This window comes from Brevundimonas sp., from assembly GCF_024711105.1.
Lineage (GTDB): Bacteria > Pseudomonadota > Alphaproteobacteria > Caulobacterales > Caulobacteraceae > Brevundimonas.
Map to the genome: position 1 here is coordinate 19309 of NZ_JANJTL010000136.1, position 13529 is coordinate 32837.

The 13529-nt window shown below is 69.5% G+C and carries 10 protein-coding genes; 5 read left to right on the forward strand and 5 right to left on the reverse strand.

What is annotated here, in order from left to right:
* Positions 1 to 410 precede the first annotated feature (410 nt).
* From Q0M60_RS10075 to Q0M60_RS10085, 3 genes are read left to right on the forward strand one after another with little or no spacing between them, the layout of a single operon-like run.
* The gene (locus tag Q0M60_RS10075; RefSeq protein ID WP_296818872.1) at positions 411 to 2900 is read left to right on the forward strand and encodes an Rne/Rng family ribonuclease; all 2490 of its coding nucleotides are present in this window, start codon (positions 411 to 413) and stop codon (positions 2898 to 2900) included.
* Between the two features lie 51 nt (positions 2901 to 2951).
* A complete protein-coding gene (locus tag Q0M60_RS10080) occupies positions 2952 to 4331 on the forward strand; it encodes a M48 family metalloprotease (protein WP_296818874.1) in 1380 nt (459 codons plus the stop codon).
* A gap of 10 nt (positions 4332 to 4341) precedes the next feature.
* Positions 4342 to 5187, forward strand: coding sequence for a thioredoxin domain-containing protein (locus Q0M60_RS10085; RefSeq protein WP_296818877.1), 846 nt, complete (start codon positions 4342 to 4344; stop codon positions 5185 to 5187).
* A gap of 13 nt (positions 5188 to 5200) precedes the next feature.
* Here Q0M60_RS10085 and Q0M60_RS10090 read toward each other — a convergent pair whose 3' ends face one another.
* Together Q0M60_RS10090 and Q0M60_RS10095 are read right to left on the reverse strand one after the other, a co-directional pair.
* Positions 5201 to 5986, reverse strand: a complete 786-nt coding sequence (locus Q0M60_RS10090) for a thiazole synthase (protein WP_296818880.1) — start codon at positions 5984 to 5986, stop codon at positions 5201 to 5203.
* 30 nt (positions 5987 to 6016) lie between these two features.
* Positions 6017 to 6331 (reverse strand): GNAT family N-acetyltransferase, encoded by a 315-nt coding sequence (locus tag Q0M60_RS10095; RefSeq protein ID WP_296818883.1) that lies wholly within the window; start codon positions 6329 to 6331, stop codon positions 6017 to 6019.
* Positions 6332 to 6430: 99 nt separating this feature from the next.
* On the opposite strand from Q0M60_RS10095, the gene Q0M60_RS10100 reads away from it, so the two are divergent.
* Entirely contained in the window at positions 6431 to 7810 is a 1380-nt protein-coding gene (locus tag Q0M60_RS10100) for a vWA domain-containing protein (RefSeq protein ID WP_296818884.1), read from the forward strand.
* Here Q0M60_RS10100 and Q0M60_RS10105 read toward each other — a convergent pair.
* The gene (locus tag Q0M60_RS10105; RefSeq protein ID WP_296818886.1) at positions 7807 to 9081 is read right to left on the reverse strand and encodes a class I SAM-dependent RNA methyltransferase; all 1275 of its coding nucleotides are present in this window, start codon (positions 9079 to 9081) and stop codon (positions 7807 to 7809) included. The two genes, Q0M60_RS10100 and Q0M60_RS10105, sit on opposite strands and share 4 nt — an antisense overlap.
* Before the next feature lie 175 nt (positions 9082 to 9256).
* On the opposite strand from Q0M60_RS10105, the gene Q0M60_RS10110 reads away from it, so the two are divergent.
* Positions 9257 to 9844 (forward strand): glycine zipper 2TM domain-containing protein, encoded by a 588-nt coding sequence (locus Q0M60_RS10110; protein WP_296818887.1) that lies wholly within the window; start codon positions 9257 to 9259, stop codon positions 9842 to 9844.
* A gap of 4 nt (positions 9845 to 9848) precedes the next feature.
* Here Q0M60_RS10110 and Q0M60_RS10115 read toward each other — a convergent pair whose 3' ends face one another.
* Positions 9849 to 10640 carry a TlyA family RNA methyltransferase gene (locus tag Q0M60_RS10115; RefSeq protein WP_296818894.1) on the reverse strand — a complete coding sequence of 264 codons (792 nt, stop codon included), beginning with the start codon at positions 10638 to 10640 and terminating at the stop codon, positions 9849 to 9851.
* The gene (locus tag Q0M60_RS10120) at positions 10637 to 13384 is read right to left on the reverse strand and encodes a valine--tRNA ligase (RefSeq protein ID WP_296818890.1); all 2748 of its coding nucleotides are present in this window, start codon (positions 13382 to 13384) and stop codon (positions 10637 to 10639) included. Before Q0M60_RS10120 ends, Q0M60_RS10115 begins: the two co-directional genes overlap by 4 nt.
* Positions 13385 to 13529 lie beyond the last annotated feature (145 nt).

The following is a 13529-nucleotide window of genomic DNA, read 5'->3' on the forward strand; positions in this document are numbered from 1 at the left end:
GGCCACTGCTCCCATTAACCAGAAGCCCCACTATCGCAGATCACGGTGCGCGATGTGTTAAGGCCCAGCCCTCAGATCGGCCTTTCTTTTCCCCCCTCGCTCTTGCTAATCTCAGACCGCTCGCCCAGCTAAGGTTCGTTGACGGACCGCTTCAGGGCCGGCGACCCCGGCGCAAGAGATCGCTCCCTCAACAGAGCAGTCGCTGCCGCCAGTCCCGCGCGCCAAGGCGTGCGACCGACAGAGACACGACCCCATGGGCCGCTTCGCGACCGCCTCATTCCGGCTGAACGCCGCGACCGCCGACCAAGGCGCCGCCGGCTTCGCCTCGCGCGCCCCTCACCCAATTCGGCGAGCCGCCGACGACCGCATGACGGTCGTGGCCCGAGCGCGCCCTGGAGACACTGCCTTACATGTCCAAGATCATGCTGATCGATGCGGCGCACGCGGAAGAAACGCGCGTCGCCGTCGTCAACGACCAACGGGTTGAAGAATTCGACTTCGAAAGCCGCGACCGCAAACAGCTTCGCGGCAACATTTATCTAGCCAAGGTCACCCGTGTGGAGCCCAGTCTCCAGGCGGCTTTCATCGAGTACGGCGGGAACCGGCACGGCTTCCTCGCCTTCAATGAAATTCACCCGGACTACTACCAGATCCCGGTCGCCGACCGCGAAGCCATTATGGCCGAGGCGGACACCGAGGAAGACGTCGCGGACGCCGAAGAGGACGACCACGACGAGGGCCTGCCCGCCGAGGAGGCCAAGCTGCGCCGCCGCCTGATGCGGCGCTACAAGATCCAGGAAGTCATCCGCCGCCGGCAGATCTTGCTGGTGCAGGTCGTCAAGGAGGAGCGCGGCGGCAAGGGCGCGGCCCTGACCACGTGGCTTTCGCTGGCCGGCCGCTACTGCGTGCTCATGCCCAACACGGGCAAGGGCGGCGGCATCAGCCGCAAGATCACCACCGCCACCGACCGCAAGCGCCTCAAGACCATCGCCCAGTCGCTGGAAGTGCCCAAGGGAATGGGCCTGATCATCCGCACCGCCGGGGCCAAGCGCACCAAGGCGGAGATCCAGCGCGACTACGAATATCTGCTGCACCTGTGGGAAAGCATCCGCGAGACCACGCTGCAGTCGATCGCCCCCTCCCTCATCTACGAGGAGGAGAACCTCGTCCGGCGCGCCGTGCGCGACATGTTCGACAAGGATTTCGAGGCCCTGTGGGTCGAGGGTGAGGCCGCCTGGCGCGAGGCGCGCGACTTCATGCGGGTGCTCACCCCTGCCCAGGCCAAGAAGGTCCAGCTCTACGAGGGCTCGATCCCACTGTTCGTGAAGCACAAGGTCGAGGACACGCTCGCGCAGCTGCAGACCCCGGTCGTTCCGCTGAAGTCCGGCGGCTATCTGGTCATCAACCAGACCGAGGCCCTTGTCGCCATCGACGTCAACTCCGGCAAGGCGACCAAGGAACGGAACATCGAGGCCACGGCCTACAAGACCAACCTCGAGGCCGCCGAGGAGGCCGCCCGCCAGATGCGGCTACGCGACCTGGCCGGCCTGATCGTCATCGACTTCATCGACATGGAGGAGGCCAAGAACAACCGCGGCGTCGAAAAGGCGCTAAAGGATGCTCTTTCCACCGACCGCGCCCGTTTGCAGATGGGCAAGATCAGCCAGTTCGGCCTGATGGAGATCAGCCGCCAGCGCCGCCGCATGGGCCTGCTGGAAGGCGTCACCCACGTCTGCGAACACTGCGGCGGCTCGGGCCGCCTGCGCTCGGCCGAGTCCAGCGCGCTGCTGGCCATGCGCGCCGTGGAAATGGAAGCCGCCAAGGGCGGCGGCACGGTGGTGCTGAAGGTCCCGACCGCGGTCGCCCTCTACATCCTGAACCACAAGCGCGACACGCTCGCCCGCCTGCATGAGACCTCCGGCCTGTTCGTGATGGTCGAGGTGGACGACAGCCTGGCCAACGGCGAGTGCAAGGTCGAGCGCACCGAAACGGTGGACGCCCCCGTTCGCGCCGCGCCGGCCGTCGGCCGAGACCGTGTCAGCTATCGCCCCGAGGACGAGGCCGACGAGGCTGTCGAGGACGAGCCCGAAGAGGAAGAGGACGACCTCGAGGACGACGCCGAAGAGGAAGAAGGCGACGACCGCGCCGAGCGCTCGGGCCAGGACCGCGAGGATCGCAACGGGGACGAAGCGCGCCGCGGCGGACGCCGCCGCCGCCGCCGCAGGGGCGGCCGGCGTGACGACGCCGAGGGCCCGCGCGAGGCGGAGGCGGAGGCGCCTCGCGGCCCTCGCGCCGATGACGAGGACGATGGCGGCTCCCGCCGCCGCCGCCGCGGCCGCCGCGGGGGCCGCCGCTCCCGCGAGGACGAAGGCGGCCGTCAGGGCGACGCCTATGGCTGGGTTCGCGGACGCACCCCCTTCCTCGAAGACCCCTATGTCTGGTTCGATCCGCTGGATCGCCGCCCGCAGCAGGAGACCTCGGCCTCCAAGCCCGCGCCAACCGTTGAGCCCGGGGCGGTGGTCGAAGCCGCCGAGACGCCTACGGCCGATGCAGCCGCACCCGAGGCCGCCGCAGCGCCCAAGCGGCGTCGCGTCCGCCGCAAGGCCAGCGCTGTGACCGAAACCCCCGCCCCCGACACGGATCCGCGTGGCGAGGAAGGCGCGGAAACCGTCGCTGAGGCGGTCGAGCCCGCGCCGGAGCCAGCGGTTCCCGTCACCGAGCCGGAGCCGGCCCCGGAAGCCTTGCCCGAGCCCGTGGCCACGGAGCCGGTGGCCGAGCCGGAGCCGGAGCCGGAGCAGGAGCAGGAGCCGCAGCCCGCGCTCGTCCCGGCAGAGCCTCTGCCCGGTGAGATCACCGCGCCGCCGGAGAAGCCGAAACGCGGCTGGTGGCGCCGGGGCTGATCCGACGCTAGGTTATGCCGGGGACAGGGGCGTAAGGCGGAGTATTCATCCATGGCCTCTTCCTGGCGTGGTCTGATCGCGGCGGCTGCGGCCGCTGGCCTTTGGCTGGCGGCGCCCGCCGTCGCCACGGCCCAGTCGCTGATCCGGGATACCGAAATCGAGATGATCATCCGCTCGAACGCGGATCCGATTCTCGAGGCTTCGGGTCTCGATCCCGATGATGTGACCATCCTCCTGGTCAACGATCCGACGCTGAACGCCTTTGCGATCCCGGGTCAGCGGATGGGCTTCCACACCGGCCTGATCCTTGAGGCCGACACGCCCAACCAGTTCTACGGCGTGTTGGCGCACGAGGCCGGCCACATTTCGGGCGGTCATACGATCCGCAACGAGATGACCCAGGCGGGGATGAAGCCCTTCCTGCTCACCATGGGCCTCGGGGTCCTGGCCGCGCTCGCGGGCGCGCCGGACGCCGGCGCCCTGCTGCTGGCCAACTCCGGCTATTTCGGCACTCTGGGCGCCCTCACCTACTCGCGTAGCCAGGAGGCCGCCGCCGACCAGGCCGCCGTCACCGCCCTGGAAGGCGCCGGCATGTCGGGCCGGGGGCTGGTCGAGTTCTTCGACGAGTTCCGCTACCAGGAGCTGTTCTCGGACGAACGCCGGTTCCCCTTCTTCCGCAGCCACCCGCTGTCGTCGGACCGGATCTCGGCGCTGCGCCGCCGCGTCAGCGGCATGTCGCACTATGAGGTGACCGACTCCGAAGAGGCGTTGTTCCAGCACCGCGTCATGCAGGCCAAGCTTTACGCCTTCCTCAATCCCCCGGCCTACACCCTGTCGCGCTACCCATCGTCCGACACCTCGTACGAGGCCCGTTACGCCCGGGCCATCGCCGCCTATCGGGCCGCCAACACCGATGACGCCATCGCCCAGATCGACGCGCTGCTGGAGGAGAACCCGGAGAACCCCTTCCTGTGGGAGTTGAAGGGGCAGGTCCTCTTCGAGGCCGGTCGGGCCGCCGAGGCCGAGCCTGCGCATCGGCGCTCTGTGGAACTGCTGCCGGAGGCCGGCCTGCTCCGCCTGAATCTGGCGCAGTCCATTCTCGCCCAGGAAGACGCGGCGCGGGCCCAGGAGGGAATCGCCGAGCTTCATCGCTCGCTCGCGTTCGAACCGGACAATCCGTTTGCTTACCTGCTGATGTCCCAGGCCTATGGCTCCATCGGCGAGGACGGCCAGGCCCGCCTGGCCCAGGCCGAGTACCATTTCGCCCTGGAAGAACTCGAGCAGGCCCAACGGGCTGCGGTGTTCGCCCGTGGGCGGCTGGAACCCGGCACGGCCCCTTATCGCCGCGCCGTGGACATCATCCTGGCTTCGGGCGCGACGCTCGAGGACATCGAAGACCTCGACCGCGCCGAGGCCGCAGGCCGCCTCTGACAGGACTCGCATGACCGAAGAGACGCCCCCTCCCGAGCCCGCGGGCTCCCGGAGCATTCTGGACAGCTTCAACCCGGGCTGGGCGGCGCTCATTGTCGCCCTGCTCGCCCTGATCCTGGCTGCGACGCCCTATGCGTCCGGCGGCCTGACGCCGCAGGTCCGCAAGGCGCTGCTGAACAATCCCGAGATTCTGCGCGAAGCCAGCCAACTCCTTCAGGAACGGGAACTCGCGCAGATCCAGGCTGCCGCCCGGGAGACGATCGCCCAAAACCTCCCGCAGCTTGAGCGCGACCCGCGGGACCCGGTCATCGGCCCGGACGACGCCCCCGTGACGGTGATCCAGTTCTTCGATTACCGCTGCCCCTACTGCAAACAGATCGCCGGGCCGTACATGGAGCTCGTGCGCGCCAATCCGGACATCCGCTTCGTCTTCAAGGAGTGGCCGATCCTGGACCGCGACGAGCCGCTGTCCGAGTACGCCGCTCGCGCCGCGCTCGCTGCTGAAGAGCAGGGCCGGTACGCCCAGGTCCACCAGGCGCTCATGGCCGCCGAGACCATCGACAACGCCTCGGTCGACGCGACCCTGGCACAGGCGGGGGTAGACCTTGCCGAGGCCCGCACCTTTATCTCCGCCCAGGAGACGGGCCAGCATCTGACCGATGTGATGCGCCTGGCCCAGATGATCGGCGCCTCCGGCACGCCGACCTTTATCGTCGATGGCGAGATGATCGAGGTCCGTTCGCCTCAGGACCTCCAGGCGGCCATCGACCGGGCGCGCGAGGGCGGTTCGCCGCGAGGTCAGGGTCCCGCCCTTCGGTCTGCGGCGGGCCGGGAAGAGGTCGCCGCCGAGGGCTGACGGCGCCTGACCGTCAGATCAAACCCGACAGCGGGCTCGACGGGCTGGCGTACATGCGGCGCGGCATGCGGCCGGCGAGATAGGCCTGCCGTCCGGCGATGACGGCGTGCTTCATGGCGGAGGCCATGAGGATCGGATCCTTGGCCCCGGCGATGGCGGTGTTCATCAGAACGGCGTCGCAGCCCAGCTCCATGGCGATGGTGGCGTCCGACGCCGTGCCGACGCCGGCGTCGACCAGCACCGGCACCTTGGCCTGCTCGACGATCAGCCGGATGTTGACGCGGTTCTGGATGCCCAGGCCCGAGCCGATCGGCGCGGCGGCGGGCATGATGGCCGAAGCCCCCGCCTCCTCCAGCCGCCTGGCCATGACCACGTCGTCGGTGCAGTAGACCATGACGTCGAAGCCGTCCTTAACCAGCAGGTCCAGCGCCCTCAGCGTCTCGGGCATGTCCGGATAGAGGTGCGGCGTGTCCGACAGGACCTCCAGCTTGACGAGGTTCCAGCCGCCCGCCTCGCGCGCCAGTCGCAGGGTGCGCACCGCGTCCTCGCCGGTGAAGCAGCCCGCCGTGTTCGGCAGGAAGGTGAAGCGGTCGGGCTTCACGTAATCGACCAGCATCGGCTGGCTGGGGTCGGACAGGTTCACCCGCCGCAGCGCCACGGTCACGATCTCGGCCCCGGCGGCCTCGGCGGCGGCGGCGTTCTGGGCGTAGTCGACGTACTTGCCGGTGCCCACGATCAGGCGCGAGGTGAAGGTCCGTCCGGCGACGGTCCAGGTGTCTTGGGCGGGGTCAGCGGTCATGCCCGCTGGTTAGCCGCTCAGGGCGGCGGATCAAAGGCCCAGCGCGCCGCGATAGCTGGAGTGGACCAGGTCGTGGGTCTCGCGATGCCGCTTCATATACATGGCGACGTAGGAGCAGGTCGGGATCACCTTCACTCCCGCCTCGCGCGCGGCCTCCAGCCCCGCCTTAACCAGCGCGCCGGCCACGCCGCCGCCCTGCCACTGGCGCGGAGTCTCGGTGTGGCCGAACACCCAGGCGCCCTCGACCGGATCGTAGTCGGCGACCGCTAGCAGGCCGTCCTCGGCGATCTCGAAGCGGTGGCGTTCGGTGTTGTGGCGGACCTTGCTGGCCGGATCGGTGATCATCTTCGGTCGGCTCCCGTCATTTAAGGTCAGGCCCCGCGGCCTTTACGCCTCCGCTTCCGGGGCAAATAGTGCCGCGGCTGGCGGAGTTGGAGACTGATGATGCGGAAATCCCTGATCCTGATGCTGTGTTCCGCCCTGGCGGTCGGAGCGTCGTCCTGCTCCACCAGCCCTGGCGGCGCGGCGGGCGAGGAAATCGTCGTCACGGGCTCCCGAACGGCCGATGGCGGCGCGCGGCCGGTGCCGCCCCCGCCACCTCCGCCTCCGCCTCCCCCTCCCCCTCCCCCACCGCCACCCATGCCGTCGGCGCCGCCGGCCTTGGCTGCGGAAGGCTCCACCTCCCCCGCGCCGACGCTCCCGGGCACGCCGCCGCGCCAGCAGATCCAGGCGGGAACCCTGACCGCCGGTGACTATGACGACCTGCTCAACCCGGGCATGTACGCCGACTACACCGCCGGTTACCTGCAAAACCGGCGCGGCGCCTTCCGGCCCTACCTCGACACCGCCCGTGCGGTGACCATCCGCGTTACCGGGCGCGGGGGCCGGCCCCTGCCCTTCGCCTGGGTGCATGTCGAGCGTCGGCGCGGCGCGCCCCTCACCCTGTCCACCGGCGCGGACGGCGAAGCCGTCATCTTCCCGGGCTTCGACGACCTGCCTGACACGCTCAACATCACCGTGCGCGATCCATCAGGTCAGGCCCGCGCCTCGACCATCGCCGTGGCCGAGGGCCAGCTGTCCCGGGACCGCGTCGTGCCCATCTCCCTTGACGTCGCGGCCGAGCGTCCGCGTCAGCTCGACCTGGCGCTGGTCATCGACACGACCGGCTCGATGGGAGACGAGCTCCGCTACATCCAGACCGAGCTCGGCGCTATTCTCGACTGGCTTCGTTCGTCCCTGCCGGGCGTCGACGTCCGCGTGGGCCTGGTGGTCTATCGTGACCAGGGCGACGAATACGTGGTCCGCTCGGTCCCCCTGACGTCCGACATTGGCCAGCTCCAGTCCGCCCTATCCCGCGAGAGCGCGTCCGGCGGCGGCGACTACCCAGAGGCGATGCAGGAGGCGCTGCGTCGCATGTACGACCTCGACTGGCGCGAGAACGCCGTCCGCGTTGGTTTGCTCGTCGCCGACGCGCCGCCGCACGACGCCGACTTCCAGGCCGCCTGGGACGCCGCCGTGCAGTCGCGCGAGGGTCGCATCCACATCACGCCGGTGGCCGCCTCGGGCGTGGCCGACGACGCCGAGTATCTGATGCGCGCCATGGCCGCCCTGACCCAGAGCCGCTACCTGTTCCTCACGGACGACAGCGGCGTCGGCCTGCCCCACGATACGCCCGAGGTTAAGTGCTATCAGGTGACCCGCCTGGACAGCCTGATCCGCCGCGTCATCGCCGGCTACATGACTGGCGAGCGCGTGGAAGCCAATCCGCAGGAAGTGATCCGCACCGTCGGCATCTATGACCGCGGTGTCTGTCGCAGCCGCTAGCGCCTGAACACCCCGACCAGCTCGATGTGGGCGGACCACAGGAACTGATCGACCGGCGTGACTCGGTCCAGCGTAAAGCCCGCGTCCACCAGGACGCGGGCGTCGCGCGCGAAGGTGGTCGGGTTGCAACTGATGCCCACGACCACCGCCGCGCCGCTCCCGGCGATCTGGCGCGACTGATCGAGCGCCCCCGCTCTGGGCGGATCGAACACCACCGCGTCGCAGCCCTTCAACTCCGAGGCCGAGACCGGATTGCGGAACAGATCCCGGACCACCGTCTCGATCGGCTTCAGACCCGGCGTGCGGCCGGCCGCCGTCTTCAGCGCCCCGACCGCCTCGGCCGCGCCGTCGACCGCCAGCACCGGCGCCCGCTCGGCCAGCGGAAAGGTGAAGGTGCCGACGCCGCAGAACAGGTCTGCGACCTTGCGCGCGCCGTCGGTCGCCGCCAGCGTCTCGGCCACCATGGCGGCCTCGGCCTGTGGCGTCGCCTGTAGGAAGGCGCCGGGCGGCAATTCAACCAGGGCCTGGCCGAGCCGCACCACGGGCTGCCCCGGCTGGTAGAGCGGCTCGCCCGCCAAAGTCAGCCGCGCCAGCCCGGCCTCGGCCGCAGCCTCCGCCGCCTGCATCTTGCGGTCGGCGGTCATCCCGCCGGACTTCCGCTCCACGCCCGTGACGTCCACGTCCAGGCCGGATCGGGTCAGGGTCACGTGCAGCGTCGGCGCGGACTTGGGGTGATCCAGAAAGGCCGCCGCGACCTTCCTCAGGCCCGGCAGGGCCTCGACGATGCGCCGGTCCGAGATCGGGCAGACCGCGATCTCGACCAGCCGCCAGGAGCGGCGCGCCTTGTAGCCGAGCACCGCCCCGCCCCGACCGGGCCGCGCATGCAGCGCCACGCGCCTGCGGCTCTCAGGCCTGGCCGGCACGCCGGGCGCGACCTCGGTGTCCAGTCCCTCGCGGGCAAGGATCTGACGCACCTGCTCGCGCTTCCAGGCCAGCTGGGCCTCATAGTCCCAGTGCTGTAGGGCGCAGCCGCCGCATTCGCCGAAGTGCGGACAGGGCGGCTTGACGCGCTCGGGGCTCGCCTCCAGCAGTTCGATCAGTTCGGCCCGGTCGCCGGCCACCGAGGCCCGCGCCCTCTCCCCGGCCAGGGTCAGCGGCAGGAAGGCGCGGCTACCGTCATCGGCCGTGGCCAGGCCGTCGCCCTGCCCGCCGACGGCGCGGACCGACAGAATCTTTTCGACGGAAGGCTGGGGGGCCGGTGCACGACGCATGGGCGCTTGTGCCAAAGCCCGCGGCCGCGCGGAAGCGCCCCGCATTTGTAATCTAGATGAACGAAGATGAACGGCCATCTCAAACGCCGTTCAGGTTGCCCCCTCTAAAACCGCATGCAACGGACCACGGGATCGATGGTTGATCCCGAACCGCCAGACAAACGGGAGCAACACCATGTCTCTTCGCACCAGGATCGCCGCCGCCGGAGCCATGGCTGTCGCCGGCGTCATCGCCATCCCTTCGGCCGCCTCGGCCCAGTCCTACGGCTACGGCTACAGCCAGCCGTCCTACGGCTACGGCCAGCAAGGCTATTACGACCCCTGTGAACGCGACCAGCGCCGCGGCCAGACCGCCGGCGGACTGATCGGCGCGGCCATCGGCGCCGCGGCCGGCTCCTCGATCGCCTCGGACGGCGCCCGCACCGAAGGCGGCGTGATCGGCGCGGTCCTCGGCGCCGCCATCGGCTCCAGCGTCGGCCGCAGCAACGCCGCCTGCGACAGCCAGTACGACAATCAGTACGGCTACAACCAGTACGGTCAGTCGGGTTACGGCCAGTACGGCTACAACCAGTACGGCTACGACAACAGCGGCTACGACCGCGACTACCGTGGCTATGACCGCGACTATCGCAACAGCGGCTACGGCTACAGCCGCCACGAACAGTACGGCCAGTGCCGCTGGACCACGGTCCGGCAGGGCCGCTACGACCGCCGCGTCCGCATGTGCCCGGACCGGTACGGACGGTATTACGTCGTCGATTAAGTCTTCAGCCCCCCTGTCGATCGACGACGTGATGAGCCCCCGGCGGAGCAATCCGCCGGGGGTTTTTCATTGCGCGCGCCCAGAGCAGCCACTCGCGGTTGCCGTCGCCGCCGACGATGGGGCTCTCGGTGGTCTCGCGGATTGACCACCCCTTCCCTTCCAGCCAGGCGGCGACGCGGTCGAGCGCGGCCTGGCGTGCTTCGAGGTCGGTGACGACGCCCCCTTTGCCGACTTCGCTGCGGCTTTCCATCTCGAACTGGGGCTTCACCAGCGCGATCAGGTCGGCTTCCGGGGCAGCCAGGGACAGCGGGACCTCCAGCGCCTTGGCCAGGCCGATGAAGCTGAGGTCGCAGACGATCAGCTCGGGCGCAGGGGCGATCATGTCGGCGTCGAGGTCGCGGACGTCCGTGCCTTCTAGGCTCGTGACGCGCGTATCGGCGGCGAGCCTGGCGTGCAGCTGACTTCGGCCGACATCGACCGCGAACACCCTCGCCGCGCCGCGGGACAGGCAGACTTCGGTGAAGCCGCCGGTTGAGGCGCCCAGGTCCAGGATGGTTCGCCCATCTACCTGGACCGGCCACAGGTCGAGCGCGGCCACGAGCTTCAGCGCGCCCCGTCCCACCCAGTCGTGCGCGGCCCTCGCCCCGATTTTGGCGTCCTCGGCCACGGCCTGGTGCGCCGAGCGCGCCGGCTGGCCGTCGATGGTCACGGCCCCGGCCTCGATCGCCGCCTGGGCGCGGGCCCGGCTGTCGAACAGGCCGCGCTGGACCAGCAGCTTGTCGAGGCGGAGTTTCAGCCCAGCTCCTCCAGCCGCTTTAGCGCCGCTTCCAGCTTGGCGCGCGCGGCCTCGCCGTCGGTCAGGCGCTGGCGGTTCTCCTCGACCACCTCGGGCTTGGCGCGAGCGACGAAGTCGGGATTGCCGAGCTTCCTGCGCGTGACGTCGAGGTCCTTGTCGATCGAGGCGATCTCCTTGCCGAGGCGCGCCACCTCGGCGGCCACGTCGATATGCTCCGCGATCGACAGCGCGAAGGTCGCCTCGCCGACCACGAAGGGCGCGGAGCCCGCCGGCGCGCTGTCGGCCTCGTCGACGGAGGACACGCGGCCGAGCGTCAGGATGGCCGTGCGGTGCCGCTCCAGCCGTTCACGGGTGGCCGCGTCGGCCCCGACGACGGTCAGGCCGGGCTTGGCGGCGACCGGCACGTTGGTTTCCGCCTTCAGCGAGCGGACCCCTGACACCACCTCGATCAGCCAGCCGATTTCGTCGCTCGCGGCCGGGTCGGTCCAGCTCTGGGGCGCCTCGGGCCAGCGGGCGGAGATCAGCAGGGTCTCGCGCGGCGGGCCGCCGAAGGCCGCCAGTTCGCCCCACAGCTCCTCGGTGATGAAGGGCATGATGGGGTGCAGCAGCAAACAGCACTGATCCAGCAGCCAGGCCGCCATGGCGCGCGTCTCGGCCCTGGCCGCCTCGTCGGCGCCGTTCAGCACCGGCTTGGCCAGTTCCAGCCACCAGTCGCAGAAGACGTTCCAGACGAAGCGGTAGAGCCCCTGCGCCGCCTCGTCGAAATGGGCGACGTCCAGCGCCCGGGCCGTCTCGGCCGCCACCGTCGCCAGTTCACCGCGGATCCAGAGGTTCAGCGTGAGCTGGACCGCGCCCGGATCAAATCCCTCGACCCGGCGGCACTCGTTGACCTGGCAGAAGCGCGCGGCGTTCCACAGCTTGGTGCCGAAGTTGCGATAACCTTCAATACGTAGCTTCGATAACTTGATGTCGCGTGTTCCGGACAGCATGGCCATGGTCAGGCGCAGGGCGTCGGCGCCCAGCTCATCCACGATCTCAAGGGGATCGATCACATTCCCCTTGGACTTGGACATCTTCTGCCCTTTCTCGTCGCGCACGAGGCCGTTGATGACCACGCGGCGGAAGGGGACCTCGCCGGTGAAATGGGTGCCCAGCATCATCATCCGGGCGACCCAGAAGAAGATGATGTCGAAGCCCGTCACCAGGTCGGTGGTGGGGTAGAAGCGCTTCAGATCCTCGGTCTGCTCCGGCCAGCCCATGGTCGAGAATGGCCACAGTCCCGAGGAGAACCAGGTGTCGAGCACGTCCTCGTCCTGGGTCAGGGCCGTCTCGGCGCCGTAGTGATGCCGGGCTGCGGCGCGCGCCTCTTCCTCGGTCTCCTCGACGAAGACCGCACCGTCGGGTCCGTACCAGGCCGGGATGCGGTGGCCCCACCACAACTGGCGCGAGATGCACCAGGGCTCGATATTGCGGAGCCACTCGAAATAGATCTTCTCGTAGTTCCGAGGCTCAAAGACGGTGCGCCCCTCCTCCACCGCCTTGAGCGCCGGCTGGGCCAGGGTGTGGGCGTCGACATACCACTGGTCCGTTAGCCACGGCTCGATGACCACGCCGGAACGGTCCCCATGCGGCACGACGTGCCGGGTCTTCTCGATCTCCTTGAGCCAGCCCTCCTCCTCGGCGCGGGCGACGATGGCCTTGCGCGCCGCGAAGCGGTCCATGCCCTCGTACTCGGCTGGCACGTCGGGCGTATCGGCCGCGGTGATCCGGCCGAAGGCGTCCATGACGTTCAGCGCCTCCAGTCCGGTGCGCTTGCCGACGCCGAAGTCGTTGAAGTCGTGCGCCGGGGTGATCTTCACCGCCCCCGAGCCCTTGGCCGGGTCGGCGTAGTCGTCGGCTACGATGCGGATGCGCCGGCCGGTGATCGGGTGGTCGATCCACTTCCCGACCAGGCCCGCGTGGCGCGCATCGTCCGGGTGCACCGCCACGCCGGTGTCGCCCAGCATCGTCTCGGGCCGGGTGGTGGCGACCACGATGTAGTCGCGCGTCTCGAATTCGGTGGCGTCGCCCTCCTCGTCGAAGGCGACCGGATGCTCGTAGGTCACACCGTCGGCCAGCGGATAGGCGAAGTGCCAGTAATGGCCGTCGACCTCCTTCTGCTCGACCTCGAGGTCGGAGATCGCCGTCTGGAAGTGCGGGTCCCAGTTCACCAGCCGCTTGTCGCGGTAAATCAGCCCTTGTGTGTGGAGGTCGACGAACACCTTGCGGACCGCGGCCGACAGCCCCTCGTCCAAGGTGAACCGCTCGCGGCTCCAGTCGCACGAGGCGCCGAGCCGGCGAAGCTGGCGCACGATCTGACCGCCGCTCTCGGCCTTCCACTCCCAGACCTTGGCGACGAAGGCCTCACGGCCCATGTCGCGCCGGCTCATGTTGACGCCCGGCTTGGCCAGCTCGCGCTCGACCACCATCTGGGTCGCGATGCCCGCGTGATCGGTGCCGGGCAGCCACAGCACCGCCTCGCCCTTCATTCGGTGATAGCGGGCCAGGATGTCCTGCAGCGTATTGTTCAGCGCATGCCCGATGTGCAGCGAGCCGGTGACGTTCGGCGGCGGGATGACGATCGAATAGGTCGGGGCTTCGGGCCGCTCGGCCAGCACGCCGTCCGGCGAGAAGGCGCCGGACTGCTCCCACGCCTCGTACAGGCGGGGTTCGACGGATTTCGGATCGAAGGTTTTCTCGAGCATGACGGACAGGCTGTAGGGGGCGATACGGAAAAGCGAAAGGGCGGCCCCGGGTGGGGCCCCCCAGTTTGAAGCCGCGCCCGAATTCGCGGCGGTTAGGGGCAGACGCGGTCGAGCTTCTCGCGGATCAAGTCGGGCCGCAAGCTGT